Consider the following 18,463-nt stretch of genomic DNA (forward strand, 5'->3'; position numbering starts at 1 on the left):
GATCGACCGGAGGGGCGGCCGGGCTACTCGACCTCGATCGTCTCCTCTGCCAGGGCCAGCTCGCTGGGATGCTCCGACAGCCACAGGCTCGGCGGGAGCCGGCGCAGCACCCACACCATCGCCGACTCCCCCAGGCCGAGCGGCGACGGCAGCTTGAGCCCGAAGAGCGCGCTGATCTGGTCGCCGAGGGTCGGCGGCGCCGGCACGTGGCGCACCTCGCCCTCACCCGGCTTCAGCGCGGCCCGCTCGCGGGCGTAGGCCACGGCCTCGCGCAGCCCGCCGTACGCGTCGACGAGGCCGAGCTCGCGCGCCCGCACCCCGCTCCACACCCGTCCGCGGGCCAGCGCGTCGACCTGCTCCGGCGTCAGCTTGCGCGCCTTCGCCACCCGCGCCGTGAACTCCCGGTAGCTGGCGTCGACGCCGGCCTGGGCCGCCGCCCGCTCGTCCTCGCTGTACGGCTTGAACCACGTGTAGAGCCCGCCGCGCGCGCCGTAGTCGACCGACTCGACCTTGACCCCGAACTTCTCGAGCACGCCCGACACGTCGACCTTCGGGCGGAACACGCCGATGCTGCCGGTCTTGGTGGTCGCGTCGGCGAAGATGTAGCTGCCCGCGGTCGCCACGTAGTAGCCGCCGGACGCCGCCACGTCGCCGAACGAGATCACGACCGGCTTGATCTTCGCCACCCGGTCGAGCGCGCGCGCCATGTCGTCCGACGCCGCCACCGACCCGCCCGGGCTGTCGATGCGCACCACCACCGCCTTGACCCGCCGGTCCTCGCGCAGGCGATCGATCGCCCGCACCAGCGTGTCGCCGCCGGCCAGCACGCTGCCGACGATCGGGACCGTCAGGCTCGCGCCGTCGCTGATGGTGCCCTCGACGTGGACCACCGCGATCGCCGGACCTGGCCCGAAGGACATGTCATGCACCGGCAGCGCGCTCGGGGCCCGCAGCGTCACCTTGCGCGCCAGCCACTTCTCCAGCTCGCCCTCGAGCTCGTCGGCGTAGCCGATCGCGTCGATCATCCCGGCTCGCAGCGCCTGCTCGGCCGTGTGCGGCGCCGTGTCGATCCACTGCACCACCTGCTCCGGCGTGGTCTTGCGGTTCTGCGCCACCGTCCGCACCACGTGGTTCCAGATGTCGGTCAGCAGCAGCCGCCGCTGCGCGTCCGACTCCGGCGTCGGCCCCGTGCGCTCCCACTGCTCGGGCCGCGACTTGTACTCGTACGCCCGCACGAACTCGGCCTTGGCCCCGAGGCGCCCGAGCAGCTCCGCGTAGTAGAACACCTCCGAGCGCATGCCGACGATCGACAGCCGCGCCCCCGGGTGCAGGATCACCCGGTCGGCCGCGGTCGCCAGGAAGTAATCCTTCAGCCCCGCCCCGCGCAGGTACACCGCTACCTTGCCGCCGCGCGCCCGCACCCGCAGCATCGCCTCGCGGATCTCCTCGATCTCGCCCCACCCGTTGCCCGAGCCGTCGACCTCGAGCGCCACCACGGCGCGGCCCTGTCGCTGCTCCGACGCCTTGTCGAGCGCGTCGACCAGCCTGCCCGCCCCGCGGTCGCCGGCGTAGCGATCGACGTCGAAGCGCAGCGCCTCGAGCGGCGCCTGGGCCAGCGTCGCATAGCGCTCGGCCGACGCCCGCAGCTTGAACGCCCCGCCCTGCGCCCCGAAGCCGTCGGCCCCGTTCGGCCCGAGCACCGGCGCTGCCGCCACGCCGACGTGGGTAAAGTCGAGCTCGAGCCCGACCATCGCCCGCAGCGCGTCGGTGGCCTCGCGCTGGCCGACGGTGTTGACGTAGTAGCGCTCGACCTCGCCGAACAGCCGCCACGCCGCGCCGCCGGCCGCGATCCGCCCGCGCGGCGCCAGCACCGGCGTATGGAACCGCGGGTCGGCGTTCGGCAGCGGCACCACCCGCGCCCCGACCCCGAGCTCGAGCGCGCGCGAGCCCTTGATCGGCCGCACCGCCACCTCGGCGTCGAGCTCGAACGGCTGGCGGCGATCGAGGATGCCCGGCCGCGGCGGCTCGGGGATTCGCAGGTCCTGGCCCGCGCGCGGCGTGTTGATCGCCCGCGCCACCAACCCGAGCGCCACGTAGCGGCTCGGGCGATAGGCCAGCGACAGCTCGGCCTGGTGCAGCCGCTGCGCGTAGAGGTTGCGCTCCGACCACGTGCGCGCGTAGCTGATGCCGAGCGACAGCCCCGGGGCCCAGCGCATCAGCGGCACCGCGGCTGCCAGCGTCAGCTTGTTGTAGTCGAGGTCGGCCGGGTACCAGTCGTCGCGGTACCACTCGACGGAGTCCTGGCTCGGCAGGCGCCCGCAGCCGAACGGGCACAGCCGCTGATAACCTGCCCCGAGGGACAGGAAGGTGTCGGCGAGCTTCTGCCCGAACAGCTTGAGCTGCAGCGGCACCGCCACGAACACCCCGAAGCCGCCGCCGCGCCGCTGCGACGTCGCCCGCGTGTAGTTGCCCGCCAGCACCCCGCTGAACCCGCGCAGGAACCCCATCGCCGCCGGGTTGACCGCCACCGCCGCCGCGTCGATCTCGCCGGCCACGTGGCTCTGCGGCATGTCGATGTCGCGCAGCAGTGAGCGGCCCTCGCCCGCCCCGAACGGCGCCGGCTCCGGCGGGGCCGCGTGGGCCGACGTCGCCAGCGCGAAGGCCCCCAGCGCGCACACGCCCACGGCCCGGCGACGCCGCGACGTCGCGCCCGCAGGACCACCGTAAACCACCGAGCGAGCACGAGCGGCCATCACGGCTGAACCCATACCACGGTCACGCCCTCGCCGCCCTCGCGCTGCAGGCCCGGGCGCTTGCGGTGGATGAACGGCTGCTCGGCCAGGTACTCGCGCACCGCCTTGCGCAGGGCCCCGGTGCCGTGGCCGTGGATCACCACCACCACCTCGAGGTCCTTCTGCATCGCCTCGTCGAGGAAGCGATCGATCGTCCGCAGCGCGTCCTCGGCCCGCGCCCCGCGGACATCCACGCTGTTGTCGATGCCGACCTCGATCGCCGCCGCCGACTCCCCGAAGTGCTTGCTCGCCGTCGAAGGCAGCGGCTCCGGCACCTCCCACCGGCGCACCGGCGCCGCCACGCCCGGCTTCACCTTCGCCCGCGTGCGCGTCGGAGTCCGCAGCGAGCGCAGCTCCGTCAGCGGCACCGTCGTCTTCAGCGCCTCGACCTGGACCACCGCGCGCTCGCCCTGCACCGCCAGCACCTCGCCCTGCTTGCCGAGCGACACCACCATCACCCGCTCGCCCGGCACCAGCTGCACCGGCGGCTCGCCCGGGGCCTTCGGGGCCGGCTCGCGCCGCTCCGCCAATTGCCCGCGCCCGGCCTGCAGCCCGCCCTTGGCCGCCTCCAGCGCCACGTCGAGCTTGCCCTCCTTCTCGGCCTTGCGCACCTGCTTGCGCAGATCGGCCACCTCGGCGTGCAGCGCCCGCAGCTCCGCCGACGCCGCGTCGTACGCCTTTTGCTTGCGGCTCTTGGCCTGCTCGAGCGCCGCCGCCTCGCGCCTGGCCACCTCCTGGTTGCGCCGGCGCAGCTCGTCCCGCTCGCGGTCGACCTCCAGCCGCGTCGTGATCAGCCGGTCGCGCTCCGCCACCACCTCCTGAAGCAGTTGGTCGACCCGCAGCCGGCCCTCGTCCATCAGCCCCTGCGCCACCTGCAGCACCGGCTCCGGCAGCCCCAGGCGGCGCGCCACCGTCAGCGCGCTCGACGGCCCCGGCACCCCGATCAGCAGGCGGAACGTCGGCATCAACTTCTCGAGATCGAAGCCCACCGACGCGTTGATGAAGCGCCCGGGGAACCGCTGCGCCAGCAGCTTGAGCCGCTCGTAGTGGGTCGTCGTCACCACCGACGCCCCGTGCTCCGTCAGCGCCAGCAGGATCGCCTCGGCCAGCGCCGCGCCCTGCTCCGGATCGGTGCCGACCGCGATCTCGTCGAGCAGCACCAGCGTCCCGCCGTGCTCGACCTGCGCCGACGCCAGCGCCGCGCACACGTGCTGCATGTGCGCCGAGAACGTGCTGAGGTTGGCCGCGATCGACTGGTCGTCGCCGACGTCCGTCACGATCGCCCGCACCAGGGGCAGCCGCGCCGGTCGCCGCGTCGGCAGCCGCAGCCCCGCCTGCGCCATCAGGGCGCACAGCCCCAGCGTCTTGAGCGCGACCGTCTTGCCGCCCGCGTTCGGCCCGCTGATCACCAGCGCCGACCCGAGCTCGAGCAGGATGTCGTTCGGCACCACCTCGACGCCCGACAGCACCATCAACGGGTGGCGCGCGCCGATCAGCTCGAAGCGGTCCATCGCCGCCTCGTCCTCGCTCGCGCGCGCCGCCCCGACCTCGGGCGCCAGCCCGTGGTACGCGTCGGCGAAGCGCAGCCGCGCGTGGATGGCGTCGAGCGCGATCAGCTGCTGTTGATTGGCGCGCAGCTGGGCCGCCGCGATCCCGACGCTGCGGCTCAGCTGCTCGAGCACTCGCCGCTCCTCCGCCGCCGCTTGCATCTGCGCCGCGCGCAGCGAGTTGTTCTCCTCCATCAACTCGCTCGGCTCGACGAACAGCGTCTGCCCGGTCGCGCTGCTGTCGTGGATGATGCCGGTCAGCGAGCCGCGGCGCGTGAACGCGTCGGCGCGGACCGGCAGCACGATCCGGCCCTCGCGCTCGGTGTAGTACGAGTCCTGCAGCACCTCGGCCACACCTGACTGTTTGACCAGGCGACTCGCCGCCTTCATGAGCGACGCCTTGAGCTCGCGGACCCGCTGCCGCGCCTTTTGCAGCCCGGGGCTGGCGCCGTCGACCACCCACGGCTCGCCCTCCGGGCCGTCGGGCGCGATCGATCGGCCGAGCGCGCCGGCCAGCTCGCGCTGGGGGTGGAGCTCCCCGAGCCGGGTCGCCAGCGTGAGCACCCCGGGATCGCTCGCGTAGCCCCGCTCGGCCGCGACCGCCGCGTTCAGATCCACGCACAGCTTCACCGCCTGCAACTGGCGCAGGGCTGCGAGCAGTTCCGCGGGCAGCAGCATCACGCCGCGGCTCGCGCGCATGACCGCGTCGGAGATGTCGCTCAGTGCCCCCAGAGCGTCCGCCAAATTGCCGGGGCCGCCCGACTCGCGGGCCAGGGACGCCTGCACGGCCAGGAGCGCCTGCAGCCCGTCCTGCTCGGACAGCAGGGTTCGCACCTGCGCCGGTTCGGAGGTCCGCCGCAGCACCGGCGCCGCGTCGGCTTCGTACGGCTTGCGGGCCAGCTCCGCCGCGACCTCGGCCTGCAGCAGCGAGCGGGCCATCGGCGTGCGCAGGTGTTCGGCGAGGCGCTCGCACAGGAGCGGCCAGCCGAGGTGAACGAGCACCGAGCGGCTGCTCGGCGAGCTCGTCCCGGTCTTGGTGGTTCGCGAATTCTCCGGGCCGTTCACGGCCGCGGATTATGCCCCGTTCCCGCGCCGGGGACTTCCGAGCGCGCGCCGCCTGCGAACACGCCGCGCCTGAAATCGCCCGCCGGCGCACGCGCGCCCGCGCGTCTCTGTCTCGGCCGTCACGTGTTGCGCGTGGCGAATTTTCGACTAGGCACGCATGGCGCAAACGGGATAGGGTACGTTACCCGATGATGCGCGCCTTATCGCTTGTCATCCTCCTGGCCGGTTACTGGGCGCTGCTGTCCGGACAGTTCCACAACGGCTTCCTCATCACCTGCGGCGTGCTCTGCATCGCCTTCGTGTGCTGGATGGCGAGCCGGATGGGGCTCATCGACGACGAGGGCGCCCCCGCGCGCTACTACGTCGGACTGCTGCTGTATGTGCCCTACATCGCCTGGCAGGTCATCCTCGCCAACTGGGACGTGCTGAAGCGGATCTGGTCCAGCGAGCTGGCCATCGATCCACGCCTCACCCGGATCCGCCACGGCACGCGGGCCGGCTTCGTCACCGTCACCTACGCCAACTCGATCACGCTCACGCCCGGCACGGTGACGATGGAGGTCACCGAGACCGAGATGCTGGTCCTCTCGCTCACCAAGGAGGGCGAGGACGGCCTGATCGACGGCGACATGGAGCGCCGCTGCAAGCGCCTGGAGGGCGGTTGATGTCCACGGTCTACCTGATCACCGCCGTCGTCCTGATCGTCGGCGCCTTCATGCTCCTCTACCGCGCGCTGGCGGGGCCGACGGTCTACGACACGATCCTCGCCACCAACGCGATCGGCACCAAGACGATCGTGTTCGTGATCCTGCTCGGTTACATCAGCGGCCGGACCGAGTTCATCGACATGGCGATCATCTACGCGCTGATCACCTTCATCACCACGATCGCCATCCTCAAGTACATCGAGAAAGGTCGGCTCGACTAGCCATGCACTGGAACGAAGTCGTCTGCACCGTCCTGCTCGCGCTCGGCTGCGTCATCAGCTTCTCCGGCTCCTACGGCGTCCTCAAGTTCCCCGACTTCTACGCCCGCTTGCACGCGGCCGGCAAGACCGACTCGCTGGCGCAGGTGCTCATGCTGCTGGGCCTCGTGTTCGTCACGCCCGACGTGCTGACGCAGATCAAGCTGATGCTGGTCGCCTTCATCCTTTTGATCGTCGCGCCGACCGCCACCTTCGCCATCACCCGCGCCGCCCACCTCGACGGCCTGCGCCCGTGGACGCGAGGAGGCCCGCAGTGAACGCCGTCGTCCTCATCGACACCCTGCTGCTCCTGCTCGTCACCGCCACCGCGGTGGCGATCATCGAGGTCCGCAGCCTGTACGCCTCCGCGATCCTCACCGGCATCTACAGCCTCTTGATGGCGCTGGTGTGGGTCAACATGCACTCGATGGACGTCTCGTTCACCGAGGCGGCCGTCGGCGGCGGCATCTCGACGATCCTCCTGATCGGCACGCTGGTCCACGTCGGCCGCGAAGAGAAGCCGATCAAGAAGCGGCTGCACGTCCCGGCCCTGATCTTCACCGCCCTGACCGGCGCCGCGCTGATCTACGGCACCCTCGACATGCCGCGCTTCGGCGACCCGGCGGCGCCGATCCACCACTACCGCGTGCCGGAGATGATGGCCCAGACCGTCGGCTTCGTGAACGGCACGCCCGGCAAGCAGAAGCCGCCCGAGGGCTTCGACCTCGACCGCTACCGCCGGTTCGACGGCCGCGTCACCGGGCCCATCCCGGACGACCCCAAGGACACCGCCTGGCGCGAGAAGTCGATCCTGCAGACCGAGGGCCTGATGGTCCCGCAGGTGCGCGCGGCGCATGAACCTCATGCGGAAGAGGGCCACCACCTCCACCCGCCCGACGACTTCAACGGCCACGTCCCGAACTCGGTCACCTCGCTGCTCGCGGCCTACCGCGGCTACGACACCATGTTCGAGACCACGGTCATCTTCACCGCCGGCATCAGCCTGATCCTGCTGCTGCGACGGCCGCGGCGCGAGGGCTACCTGCAGCCCGGCGCGGCGCTGAGCGACCAGGTCATCCTCCGCGTCGTCACCAAGCTGTCGATCCCCTTCATCCTGATCTTCGGCTTCTACGTCATCACCCACGGCGAGCTCGGCCCCGGCGGCGGCTTCCAGGGCGGCGTGGTGCTGGCGACCGCGTTCATCCTGTACGCGCTGATCTTCGGCCGCGCCGCGCTCTACCGCGTGGTCCCGCCGCCGGTCAGCGACATCCTCACCGGCGTCGGCGTGCTGATCTACAGCGGCACGGGCGCCGCCTGCATGCTGCTCGGCGGCAAGTTCCTCGACTACTCGATGCTGAACCCGGCGGTGCCCGGCGACGGCGAGTCGCTGGGCATGACCCTCGTCGAGTACGGCGTCGGCCTCACCGTCAGCATGGTCATGCTCACGATCTTCAATCAGCTCGCGGAGGAGCGCTCCACGTGACCGGTGCCCTCGGGATCTACAACTACTGGATCTACGTCCTGTTGATGATGATCGGGCTCTACGGCGTCATCGCCAAGCCCAACCTGATCAAGCAGGCGATCGCGCTGGGCCTGTTCCAGACGGGGATCTTCCTCTACTACATCTCGATGGCGGTGGTCGACGGCGGCACCGCGCCGGTGTGGACCACCATCCTCGACGGGGCCCAGAAGTACGAGGGCCCCTACGACAACCCGCTGCCGCACGTCCTGATCCTGACGGCCATCGTCGTCAGCGTCAGCGTCCTCGCGGTCGCGCTGGCGCTCATCATCAACATCAAGCGCGCCTACGGCACCATCGAGTACGACGAGATCGAGGCGATGGACCAGGCCGACAAGCGCGCCGACTACCAGCGCGGCCAGGTCACCGACGCCGCCGACGACGTCGAGCACCGGCAAGAGGGGCATCACCATGCTTGATGCGTTCGAGATCGTCCCCAACCTCCCGGTCCTGGTCGTCACCGTGCCGCTGATCGGCGGCGTGCTCACGATCGTCATGGGCCGCGGCAAGGGCCCGTGGGCGTGGGCCACCCTCATCACCGGGCTGGTGTTCTACTTCACCGTCCTGCTGATGCAGCAGGTCCTGGCCGCAAAGACAGGTACCATCTCCTACGAGCTCGGCAACTGGCCGCGCCAGTGGGGCATCGAGTACCGGGTCGACGCGCTCAACGCCTTCATCCTGCTCACGGTCGCCGGCGTCGGCTTCGTCACCACGCTGTACGCCCAGAAGAGCGTCGAGAAGGAGATCCCGCAGGACCGCCACAACTTCTTCTACGCGGTGTGGATCCTGGCGATCTGCGGCCTTTTGGGCATCACGGTCACCGGCGACGCCTTCAACGTCTACGTCCTGCTCGAGATCAGCTCGCTCACCGTGTACGCGCTGATCGCCATGGGCAAGGACATGAACCGCCAGGCGCTCACCGCCAGCCTGCGCTACCTGATCCTCGGCTCGGTCGGCGCCAGCTTCATCCTCCTCGGCATCGGTTACCTGATGATGGTCACCGGCACGCTCAACATGGAGGACATGCACGACCGCCTGGCGGCCCTGCCCGACGCGGTCCACAACCGCACGGTCCTGGTCGCGTTCGCGTTCCTGCTGGTCGGCCTGGGCATGAAGATGGCCCTGTTCCCGCTGCACATGTGGCTGCCGAAGGCCTACACCTACGCGCCCTCGGCCGTCAGCGCCCTGCTGTCGGCCACGGCGACGAAGGTCGGCATCTACATGGCCTTCCGGTTCCTGTTTACGATCTTCGGCGTCGGCTTCTCGTTCGTCGCCATGCCGGCCAACGTGGTCCTCAGCGTCGCCGCCTGCACCGGCATCCTCGTCACCGGCGTCACCGCGGTGCGCCAGACCAACCTGAAGCGCATGCTGGCCTACTCCTCGGTCGGTCAGCTCGGCTACATCGTCGCCGGCTTCTCGCTCGCCAACGTCAACGGCGTCGCCGGCTCGGTCGTCCACATCTTCAACCACGCGGTGATGAAGGGCGGCATGTTCATGGCCGCCGGCGCGATCATGTACCGCCTCGGCCGCTGCGACCTGCGGGCCGTGCGCGGCCTCGGCAAGCGCATGCCGCTGACGATGGCCGCGTTCGTGGCCGGCGGCCTCGGCCTGGTCGGCTTCCCGCTGACGGCCGGCTTCATCTCGAAGTGGTACCTCGTGCAGGGCGCGCTCGAGGCCCCGCACATGTGGCCGGTCGCCGCCGTCGTCCTGGTCGGCTCGCTGCTGGCCGTCGCCTACACCTGGCGCGTGGTCGAGGCCGCGTACTTCCAGGAGCCCGAGGGCGACAGCGCCCTCGTCACCGAGGCGCCGCTTTCGATGGTCCTGCCGATGTGGATCCTCATCGGCGCCAGCGTGTACTTCGGCGTGTCCGCCACCTTCACCGGCGACATCAGCATGCGGGCCGCCAAGAGCCTGCTCGGAGGGGCCCCATGATCCACTTCGACGTGAGCCCGCCGCTGCTGGCGCTCTACATCCCGCTGCTCGGCGCCCTGCTGATCTCGCTCGCGGGCCGCTGGCCCAACCTGCGCGAGCTCGTCACCCTGCTGACCGCCGGCGCGCTGCTGTGGGTGGTCGGCGGCATGGCCCCGGCGGTGCTCGCCGACGACTTCTGGGCCAGCTTCGCCAAGGCGCCGGCGCTCAAGCTCGCCGAGGTGCTGCCCGGCGTGTGGCTCGAGCTCAAGGTCGAGCCGCTCGGCATGCTGTTCGCGCTGATCGCCAGCAGCCTGTGGATCCTCAACTCGATCTATTCGATCGGCTACATGCGCGGCAACCACGAGAAGAACCAGACCCGGTTCTACGTGTGCTTCGCCCTGGCGATCGCCAGCGTCATCGGCCTCGCCTTCGCCGGCAACCTGTTCACCCTGTTCGTGTTCTACGAGGCGCTGACCCTGACCACCTACCCGCTGGTGGCCCACAAGGGCTCGGCCGAGGCCATCCGCTCGGCCCGCACCTACCTCGGGATCCTCGTCGTCACCTCGGTCTGCTTCCTGCTGTCCGGCATCATCGCCACCTACGCGTTCACCGACGGTGACATGACCTTCCGGCCAGGTGGCGTGTTCAGGCGCGCGCTGGCCGACGGAAGTCTCACCGCGCCCACCTTGGGAATTCTCTTCGTCCTGTACATGTACGGCATCGGCAAGGCGGCTTTGATGCCGGTGCACCGCTGGCTGCCGGCCGCCATGGTCGCGCCGACCCCGGTGTCGGCGCTGCTGCACGCGGTGGCGGTGGTGAAGGCCGGCGTCTTCACCGTCCTCAAGGTAATCGTCTACGTGTTCGGTCCGGCCGTGCTGGTGCGCTACGGCGTCGGCTCGTGGCTGATCTACGTGGCTGGCGCGACCATCCTGATCGCGTCCTGCATCGCCCTGTTCCAGGACAACCTCAAGCGGCGGCTGGCCTACTCCACCGTCAGTCAGCTCAGCTACGTCATCATCGCCGCCGCCCTGCTGTCGCCGCTGTCGATCACGGCCGCGGCGCTGCACATCGCCGCCCACGCGTTCGGCAAGATCACCCTGTTCTTCGCCGCCGGCTCGATCTACACCGCCGCGCACAAGACCGAGATCAGCCAGCTCGACGGCATCGGCCGGCGCATGCCGTTCACCATGGGCGCGTTCACCATCGGCGCGCTGTCGATGATCGGCCTGCCGCCGACGGCCGGCTTCGTCAGCAAGTGGTACCTGCTGCAGGCCACCTGGGAGACCGATGCCCCGTTCGTGCTGGTCGTCGTCGTCCTGTCGACCCTGCTCAACGCCGCCTACTTCCTGCCGATCGTCTATCGCGCCTTCTTCGTCGCCGAGGCCAAGCACGACGACGCGCACCACTCCTCGGCCGACGGGCACTTCGGCGACGACGGCGACCACCACGGCCACCACGCCGGCGACCACGGCGAGGCCCCGTGGCCGATCGTCGTCGCCCTGTCGTGCACGGCGCTCGCCACCATCGCCTTCTTCTTCTATAGCGACCTCGCCATCGGCCTGGCGAACCAGCTCCGGAGCGGCCTGCCATGAGCCTCGAAGACCCGCAGACGATTCGCAAGTTGTGGATTGGTTCGCTCGCCGTGCTGGCCCTGCTGGTGCTGGCTGACTTTTGGGCCAGGCAGGACCCACACCACCACGCTCACTTCGGCATCGACGGCGCGTTCGGCTTCTACACCTGGTACGGCTTCGGCGTGTGCGCCGTCATGGTCCTGGTGTCCAAGTTCGTCGTCGGCCTGCTCTTGAAGCGGAAGGACACCTTCTACGATGACTGAGTCGGTCGGCTTGCCTCCTCCGGGCCTCATCCTGGTCCTCGGCGGTCTCCTGCTGCCGCTGCTGCGCGGGCTCGGCCCGGCCGTCGCGCTGCTGCTGCCGCTGCTGACGCTGGCCGCGATCTGGGCCATCCCCCACGACCTCGTTGTCACGCTCCCGTTCATGGGCCAGTACGACCTCACGGTCCTGGCCTTCAATCCGCCGACCCGCGTGTTCGCCACCATCTTCGCGGTGATGGCCTTCGCCGGGGCCCTGTTCGCCCACCCGATCGCCGGCCTCGACAGCGAACGCGGCCGGCGCTGGCGCGTCGAGCTGCCCGCGGCCTTCGTCTACGCCGGCTCGGCCATCTGCGTCACCTTCGCCGGCGACATCCTCAGCCTGTTCGTGTTCTGGGAGCTCATGGCGGTCGGCTCGACCACCGTGATCTGGAGCGCCGGCACCAAGGAGGCCGGGCGCGCCGGCTACCGCTACGCCCTGGTCCACTTCGTCGGCGGCGTGCTGCTGATGGCCGGCATCCTCGCCAAGGTGTTCGCGCTCCAGGCCGCCGGCGTGGCCGACCCGCTGGCGCTGCACCACTTCTTCTTCGGCGCCGCCGGCTTCGAGGGCCTGTCCTTCGGGGCAGGTGACGCCGCCGCCTGGTTGATCCTGCTCGGCATCCTCGTCAACGCCGCCGCCCCGCCGCTCGGCTCGTGGCTGGCCGACGCCTACCCGGAGGCGTCCGAGAGCGGCACCGTGTTCCTGTCGGCCTTCACCACCAAGACGGCCGTCTACGTGCTCATGCTGCTGTTCGCCGGCACCCAGCTGCTGATCTACGTCGGCCTGTTGATGGCGGTGTACGGCATCGTCTACGCCATCCTCGAGAACGACATGCGGCGGATCCTCGCCTACTCGATCGTCAACCAGGTCGGGTTCATGGTCTGCGGGATCGGCATCGGCACCGCCATGGCGCTCAACGGCGCCGCCGCCCACGCCTTCGCCCACATCGTCTACAAGGCGCTGCTGCTGATGTCGGCCGGCTCGGTCCTCTACATGACCGGCAAGCGCAAGTGCACCGACCTCGGCGGCCTCTATCACTCGATGCCGATCACGATGACGTGCGGCATCATCGGCGCCCTGGCGATCTCGTCGTTCCCGCTGACCTCGGGCTTCGTCACCAAGTCGATGATCAACCAGGCCGCCGCCGACCAGCACCTCGCGCTCGCGTGGTTCACGCTGACCGCGGCCTCGGCGGGCGTGTTCCTGCACGCCGGCATCAAGTTCCCGTGGTTCGTGTTCTTCCAGAAAGACTCGGGCCTGCGCCCGCCGGACCCGCCGTGGAACATGCGCGCGGCGATGATCTTCTTCGCCGCCGTCTGCATCCTCCTCGGCGTCCCCGGCGTCTACGGCCCGCTCTACAGCATCCTGCCGTTCCCGGCCGCCGCGGGCGAGACCCTCTACGCGCCCTACACCGTCCCGCACGTCATCAACCAGCTGCAGCTGCTGCTGTTCTCGGGCCTGGCGTTCTTCGCCCTGCTCCCGGTCCTCAAGCGCACGCTGACGATCACCCTCGACGCCGACTGGTTCTACCGCCGCCTGTTCCCCGGCGTGTGGAAGCACCTCGTGCGCCCCGTCGTGCTCGCCTTCCGTGAGCTGTTCGACTACCTGTTCGGCCACATGCCGCAGATGGTCAAGGACCTGGTCTACTCGCCGCCGCAGGAGTCGGCCATGTTCAAGGAGTGGGGCCTCGGCGGCGCCATGGTCGTGATCACCGGCTTCCTGTTCGCCTTCCTGGTGCTCGGCTACATCGCCGTCTGAGCGGACCCGTCCGCACGCCGCCCGCGGGCCGCGCGAACCTCCAGGTTCCGCGGCCCGTCGCACGTTCGAGGTCCGATCGGCGCCCGAGCCTGGGCACGGCGCCCCGGGCCACATTGAGAGCGTACGCGCCCGCAGGTCCGGCGCTCCGCGTCGCCGGCGATTGCTCGACGCCATGCACCCCTGTGGACATGTCTCATCGAGAATGTCTTGAAGGACATGCTCTTTACGACATGTCTTCGAGGACATCCACGTCATGACATCGTCCGATCGCAGTCGGGGCCATGCACGGGCCGCTCGCGCTACACCGGGATCATGACGATCCGGCTGTCTGCGCTGTTCGGCCTCGGCATCCTCCTCGCGTGCAGTCGCTCCGCGACCACCCCGCTCGCCTACCCCGAGCTCTTGCCCGAGCCCGACTGGCAGCAGCTCGAGGTCCCCGTGCGCGCCGCCGAAGCGCGACCCGAGCCCCCGCCCGTCGCCCTCGCCGACGGTGAAGTCCGCGACGTCGTCTACACCGACCCGGGCGCGCTCCCGCAGCTCATGCACGCCGGCGTCGCCTTGCCCCTGCGCAACACCGACGTGCGCGCCCACCTGCGCGGCCCCGTCGCCGAGGTCGTCGTCCGCCAGCGCTTCGTCAACGACAACGCCGCCGCGCTCGACGCCGTCTACACCTTCCCCTTGCCCGAGAACAGCGCCGTCACCGACATGCGCATGATCGTCGGCGCGCGCACGATCGAGGCCGAGATCCGCGAGCGCGCCCAGGCGCGGGCCGAGTACACCGCGGCCCGCGACGCCGGCCACACCGCCGCGCTGCTCGAGCAGGAGCGGCCCAACGTCTTCACCCAGTCGCTCGCCAACATCCCGTCGGGCGAGACCGTCGAGGTCGAGCTGCGCTACCTGCAGACCCTGAGCTACGACGCCGGCGAGTACGAGTTCGTGTTCCCCACCGTCGTCGGCCCGCGCTACCTCCCCGGCGATCCGCTCGCGCGCCGCAGCGAGGGCAGCGGCACCCGCTCCGACACCGACCGCGTCCCCGACGCCTCGCGGGTCTCCCCGCCCGTGCTCGGCCGCGGCCTGCGGACCGGGCACGACCTCTCGATCTCTGTCGTCGCCGAGGCCGCCACCCCGATCGTCGCCTGGGCCGCACCCGCGCACGTCGTCACCGCCGACGCGACCGACGGCCACCTCCGCGTCGCCCTCGCCCGCCGCGACGAGATCCCCAACCGCGATTTCGTCCTGCGCTACCGCAGCGCCGCCGCCCAGCCGGCCGCCAAGCTGTTCCTCGGGCCAGCCGACGGCGCCTCGGGCGGCCACTTCCTGCTCGTCGTCGATCCGCCGCGCCTCGACGTCGAAGCCGCCGTCGGCCGCCGCGAGCTGCTGTTCGTCGTCGACGTGTCCGGCTCGATGTCGGGCGCCCCGCTCGCGCTCGCCAAGGCCGCCATGCGCGAGGCCCTCGCGCGCGCCCGGCCGGTCGACACCTTCGACGTCATCACCTTCGCCGGCAGCTCCCGGCGCCTGTTCGGCGCGCCGCGGCCGGCCAACGCCGAGAACCTGGCCCAGGCCGTCGAGTTCGTCGACAGCCTCGGCGCCGGCGGCGGCACCGAGATGCTCGCGGCCGTCGACGCCGCGCTCGCCAGCCCGGTCGAGGCTGGCCGTCACCGCTACGTCTTCCTCATGACCGACGGCTACATCAGCGAGGAGGACGCGATCGCTCGCGCCGCGCACGACCTGCTCGAGCGCCAGCGCGCCCACCATCGCCGCGCCCGCGTGTTCGGCGTCGGCATCGGCGACGCGCCCAACAGCCACCTGATCGCCGCGATCTCCAGGGCCGGCGACGGCGCCGCGCTGCACGTGCGCCGCCCCGCCGACCTCGCGCGCGCCGGCCAGGTCATCGAGCGCACCATCGACGCCCCCGTGCTCACCGGCGTCACCATCGACTGGGGCAGCCTCGCGCCGCGCGACCTCTCGGTCTCGCTGCCACCTGACCTTTTGGCCAGCCATCCGCTGGTCGTGCACGGCCGCTACGAGGGCGCCCCGCCGGCCGAGCTGCGCCTGCGCGCCCGCGTCGGCGAGCGCTCCGTCAGCTTCCCGATCGAGGTCGTGCGCAGCGACGAATCGGGCCGCACCCTCGCGCGCCTGTGGGCCCGCGAGCAGATCGGCGCCCTCGACCTCGCGCGCGCCACCGCCGGATCGGCCGAGGACGCGCAGCAGGCCCGGCGATCGATCTTGCAGCTCGGCCTGCAGCACCACCTCGTCACCGCCTACACCAGCCTGGTCGCCGTCGATCGCACGCGCCGCGTCGAGGGCCTCGCCGCCGAGGTCGTCCAGCCGGTCGAAACGGTCGCCGGCACGGACAACGCCCAGGTCACCAGGCTCCGCTCCGATCAGGTCCGCTACATCCCGGTCGGCGGCACCAACCGCGACTTCACGGCCGTCGTCGAACTGGCACCCACCGCCAGCCGCGACGCCGCGGGCATCCGCCTCGGCGGGACCACGGCCGCCGAGGCGCGCTACGTCATCGACGCTCAGCGCGGCGACCTCGCGACCTTCGGCGCCCCGCCCTCGGAGGCCCTGGGCAACCCCGGCCGCGGCTTCGCCGGCGTCGAGCCGTACGCCCGCGCCCGCATCGGCGCCGTCAGCGGGGCCAGCGACGCCGAGGCCGTCCGCCTGCGCGCCCTCCTGCGCGCCGACGCCGAGTCGCTCGCGCTGTGTTTCCTCGACGCCGGCGACACCACCTACCGCGTCCACCGCCGGTTCGTGCTCGTCGTCCACCTCACCGCCGCCGGCGGCCTCGCGCGCATGGAGGTCAAGGGCCGCTCGCCGCTCAGCCCGGGCCTCACCGCCTGCCTGCGCCAGAAGGTCTACCCGCGGGTCCGCGGCGTCGTCAGCCCCGGAACCACCATCGAGATCGACCTCGGCGTGTGGATGCGCTTCTAGCTCCCGAGGACATGCCCGATCGAGCATGTCCGTACGGACATAAACCAAGGGACATGCTCCGAGGAGCATGTCCCTTCATGGTACCCGCAGCGCTACTTGCCGCCGGCCGCCTTGAGCTGCCGCTTGGCCTCGTCGAGCGCCTTCTTCACGTCCTTGTCGTTCGAGCGCATCTTGGCCGCGGCGGCGTAGGCGTCGACCGCCTCCTGCCAGCGGCCCTTGCCGGCCATGCCCTGGCCCTTGAGCACCAGCGGGTCGAAGCCGGGCTTGACCCCGAGCTTCTCGTACTCCTCGAGCAGGGCCGCCAGCTCGTCCCAGGCCTTCATCAGCCGCAGGATCTTGCCCTCGCCGATCAGCGCCTCGGCCAGCAGCTCCTTGACCCCGGGGGTCTCGGGGGCCAGCGCCTGCACGCAGCGGAACACCTGACCCGCGTCGTGGAAGCGCTTGTCGGTCAGCGCCTTGCGGCCGGTGTCGAGCGCGGCCGACGGGATCTTCTTGGTGAGCCGCTCGATCGCCTCGTGCTTCGGATCGATCTCCCGCAGCGCGGCCAGGTAGTCGCGCACGCACTCGCCGGAGGGCTGACAGAAGCGGCCCTCGCTGAGCGCCAGGTCGGCGCGTCCGGCCAGGACCAGCGGGTCGCCGGCGTTGTCGACCGCCTGCGGGATCGCCAGGTCGAGCGGCTTCGGCGGCTCGGCCGGCGTCGAGTCGTCGACGTCCTGCGTGACCCCCGTCAAGACCGCCGGCCCCTCGCTCGGCGGCTTGGCCTCGCCGCCGAACAGGCGCGGCCCGAACAGCACCAGCACCACCGCGATGGTGCCGGCGCCGACCAGCCACAGCCACGCGTGCGGGTGCTCCTTGACCGGCGGCGGCGCGACCAGCCGCGGCTCCGCGGTCGGCCGCGGCGCGCTCATCGACGCGCTCGCCAGCAGCATGTTGGGGTGCGACGCCGCGGCGATCGGCTCGCTCGGCGGCAGCAGCGAGCCCGAGCTGAGCGACGTCGCGGCTGACCTTTCGGACCTGTCCGAATCGCCAGACGACGAGCGAGCGGCCCGCGGCGCCGCCGGGTCGAGCGAGCGCAGGAGGTCGACCTCGAGCACCCGCATCGAGCGGATCCGGTTGTCGGGCCGGGGCGCCAGGCAACGCGCCACGAGGTCCGCCAGCGCGGCCGGCACGTCGCGCACCAGGTCGTCGACACGCGGGGCCTCCTGGCGGCCCTTCTTCATCATGATGTCGTAGTCGTTGCGGCCGGTGTACGGCAGCCGCCCGGTCAGCATCTCGAACAGCACCGTGCCGAGCGCGTAGATGTCGGAGACCGGGTCGGCCTCCTCGCCGGCCGCCTGCTCCGGCGCCATGTAGGCCGTCGACCCCACGAGCTTGTCGATCGTCGACACGCCCGAGCGCTCGCTGTCCATGTGCGAGCAGACGCCGAAGTCCAGCACCTTGACGACGTCGAGCTCGCCGTCCTCGGTGACGAGGACGATGTTGCTCGGCTTGAGGTCGCGGTGGATGATGCCCATGTCGTGGGCGGTCCCCAGCGCGCGGCACACCTGGCTGGCGATGTGGACCGCCCGCCCGGCCGAGATGCGCTTCTCCTCGTCGAGCACGGCGCGCAGGTTCTGCCCGTCGAGCAGCTGCATCACCGAGTACACGCCGCCGTCGTCGAGCTTGCCGGTGCTGAACACCTCGATGATGTTGGGGTGTTGCAGCACCTGCGCCGCCTCGGCGTCGCGCAGGAAGCGGTCGCGGATCTCGGGGTCGCGCGCGTAGATCTCGGGCAGGATGCGCAGGGCGCAGGGGGCCCCGCGCTCGGTGTCGCGTGCCCGGTACAGCGCCCCCATCTCGTCGAAGGAGAGCAGCTCCTCGACGCGATAGCGGTGCGCGATCATCGTGCCCCAGCGCTGCTCCGCGGCCTCGCGCGGCGAAACCATCGCCCTGTTGGGGTTGCTGAGCAGGCCGTCGTTCTCGATATCCGCCATGATTCGAACTTGCTTGCCCGGCGCTGCAGCGCCGGGCCCCCAAGGCTAACGCGAGCCGGTCACACCCTCAAATTTGTGCCCCCGCGCAATTTCAGGCTGCGCCCGTCCCAACCTGCCGAATCGCGCCGC

Annotated in this window: 13 protein-coding genes; 10 read left to right on the plus strand and 3 right to left on the minus strand. The window is 70.9% G+C overall.

Going from position 1 to position 18,463, the window contains the following annotated elements:
* Positions 1-23 precede the first annotated feature (23 nt).
* Both sppA and POL25_RS44090 read right to left on the minus strand, forming a co-directional pair.
* On the minus strand, positions 24-2,753 hold the full coding sequence (sppA, locus tag POL25_RS01110) for a signal peptide peptidase SppA (RefSeq protein WP_272087229.1): 2,730 nt from the start codon (positions 2,751-2,753) through the stop codon (positions 24-26).
* Complete coding sequence (locus tag POL25_RS44090) at positions 2,753-5,404, minus strand: endonuclease MutS2 (RefSeq protein ID WP_272083840.1); 2,652 nt, start codon at positions 5,402-5,404, stop codon at positions 2,753-2,755. Before POL25_RS44090 ends, sppA begins: the two co-directional genes overlap by 1 nt.
* A gap of 188 nt (positions 5,405-5,592) precedes the next feature.
* Between POL25_RS44090 and POL25_RS01120 the strand changes: the two genes are divergently transcribed.
* From POL25_RS01120 to POL25_RS01165, 10 genes are all read left to right on the plus strand, one after another.
* The gene (locus tag POL25_RS01120) at positions 5,593-6,069 is read left to right on the plus strand and encodes a Na+/H+ antiporter subunit E (RefSeq protein WP_272083842.1); all 477 of its coding nucleotides are present in this window, start codon (positions 5,593-5,595) and stop codon (positions 6,067-6,069) included.
* Positions 6,069-6,332: an MrpF/PhaF family protein gene (locus tag POL25_RS01125; RefSeq protein ID WP_272083843.1), complete on the plus strand. Its 264-nt coding sequence runs from the start codon at positions 6,069-6,071 to the stop codon at positions 6,330-6,332. Before POL25_RS01120 ends, POL25_RS01125 begins: the two co-directional genes overlap by 1 nt.
* A 2-nt stretch (positions 6,333-6,334) precedes the next feature.
* Positions 6,335-6,646, plus strand: coding sequence for a monovalent cation/H(+) antiporter subunit G (gene mnhG, locus POL25_RS01130; RefSeq protein WP_272083844.1), 312 nt, complete (start codon positions 6,335-6,337; stop codon positions 6,644-6,646).
* Complete coding sequence (locus POL25_RS01135; RefSeq protein WP_272083846.1) at positions 6,643-7,851, plus strand: Na(+)/H(+) antiporter subunit B; 1,209 nt, start codon at positions 6,643-6,645, stop codon at positions 7,849-7,851. The genes mnhG and POL25_RS01135 overlap by 4 nt, the downstream gene beginning before the upstream one ends.
* Positions 7,848-8,306, plus strand: coding sequence for a cation:proton antiporter subunit C (locus POL25_RS01140; protein WP_272083847.1), 459 nt, complete (start codon positions 7,848-7,850; stop codon positions 8,304-8,306). The genes POL25_RS01135 and POL25_RS01140 overlap by 4 nt, the downstream gene beginning before the upstream one ends.
* Entirely contained in the window at positions 8,299-9,819 is a 1,521-nt protein-coding gene (locus POL25_RS01145; RefSeq protein ID WP_272083848.1) for a monovalent cation/H+ antiporter subunit D family protein, read from the plus strand. The genes POL25_RS01140 and POL25_RS01145 overlap by 8 nt, the downstream gene beginning before the upstream one ends.
* Entirely contained in the window at positions 9,816-11,390 is a 1,575-nt protein-coding gene (locus POL25_RS01150) for a proton-conducting transporter transmembrane domain-containing protein (RefSeq protein ID WP_272083850.1), read from the plus strand. Before POL25_RS01145 ends, POL25_RS01150 begins: the two co-directional genes overlap by 4 nt.
* Entirely contained in the window at positions 11,387-11,632 is a 246-nt protein-coding gene (locus POL25_RS01155; protein WP_272083852.1) for a hypothetical protein, read from the plus strand. The genes POL25_RS01150 and POL25_RS01155 overlap by 4 nt, the downstream gene beginning before the upstream one ends.
* Complete coding sequence (locus POL25_RS01160) at positions 11,625-13,424, plus strand: Na(+)/H(+) antiporter subunit D (RefSeq protein WP_272083854.1); 1,800 nt, start codon at positions 11,625-11,627, stop codon at positions 13,422-13,424. The genes POL25_RS01155 and POL25_RS01160 overlap by 8 nt, the downstream gene beginning before the upstream one ends.
* Before the next feature lie 312 nt (positions 13,425-13,736).
* The gene (locus POL25_RS01165) at positions 13,737-16,361 is read left to right on the plus strand and encodes a VIT domain-containing protein (protein WP_272083855.1); all 2,625 of its coding nucleotides are present in this window, start codon (positions 13,737-13,739) and stop codon (positions 16,359-16,361) included.
* A 92-nt stretch (positions 16,362-16,453) separates the two neighbouring features.
* Here the strand turns inward: POL25_RS01165 and POL25_RS01170 are convergent, their stop codons facing one another.
* Complete coding sequence (locus POL25_RS01170; protein ID WP_272083857.1) at positions 16,454-18,334, minus strand: serine/threonine protein kinase; 1,881 nt, start codon at positions 18,332-18,334, stop codon at positions 16,454-16,456.
* Positions 18,335-18,463: the final 129 nt, after the last annotated feature.

This window comes from Nannocystis bainbridge (assembly GCF_028368995.1).
GTDB lineage: Bacteria > Myxococcota_A > Polyangia > Nannocystales > Nannocystaceae > Nannocystis > Nannocystis bainbridge.

Coding starts and splice junctions, on each gene's coding strand:
- POL25_RS01170 (WP_272083857.1), bottom strand. CDS start 18,334: ATGGCGGATATCGAGAACGACGGCCTGCTCAGCAACCCCAACAGGGCG.
- POL25_RS01155 (WP_272083852.1), top strand. CDS start 11,387: ATGAGCCTCGAAGACCCGCAGACGATTCGCAAGTTGTGGATTGGTTCG.
- POL25_RS01160 (WP_272083854.1), top strand. CDS start 11,625: ATGACTGAGTCGGTCGGCTTGCCTCCTCCGGGCCTCATCCTGGTCCTC.
- POL25_RS01145 (WP_272083848.1), top strand. CDS start 8,299: ATGCTTGATGCGTTCGAGATCGTCCCCAACCTCCCGGTCCTGGTCGTC.
- sppA (WP_272087229.1), bottom strand. CDS start 2,753: ATGGCCGCTCGTGCTCGCTCGGTGGTTTACGGTGGTCCTGCGGGCGCG.
- POL25_RS01150 (WP_272083850.1), top strand. CDS start 9,816: ATGATCCACTTCGACGTGAGCCCGCCGCTGCTGGCGCTCTACATCCCG.
- POL25_RS01125 (WP_272083843.1), top strand. CDS start 6,069: ATGTCCACGGTCTACCTGATCACCGCCGTCGTCCTGATCGTCGGCGCC.
- POL25_RS01165 (WP_272083855.1), top strand. CDS start 13,737: ATGACGATCCGGCTGTCTGCGCTGTTCGGCCTCGGCATCCTCCTCGCG.
- mnhG (WP_272083844.1), top strand. CDS start 6,335: ATGCACTGGAACGAAGTCGTCTGCACCGTCCTGCTCGCGCTCGGCTGC.
- POL25_RS01120 (WP_272083842.1), top strand. CDS start 5,593: ATGATGCGCGCCTTATCGCTTGTCATCCTCCTGGCCGGTTACTGGGCG.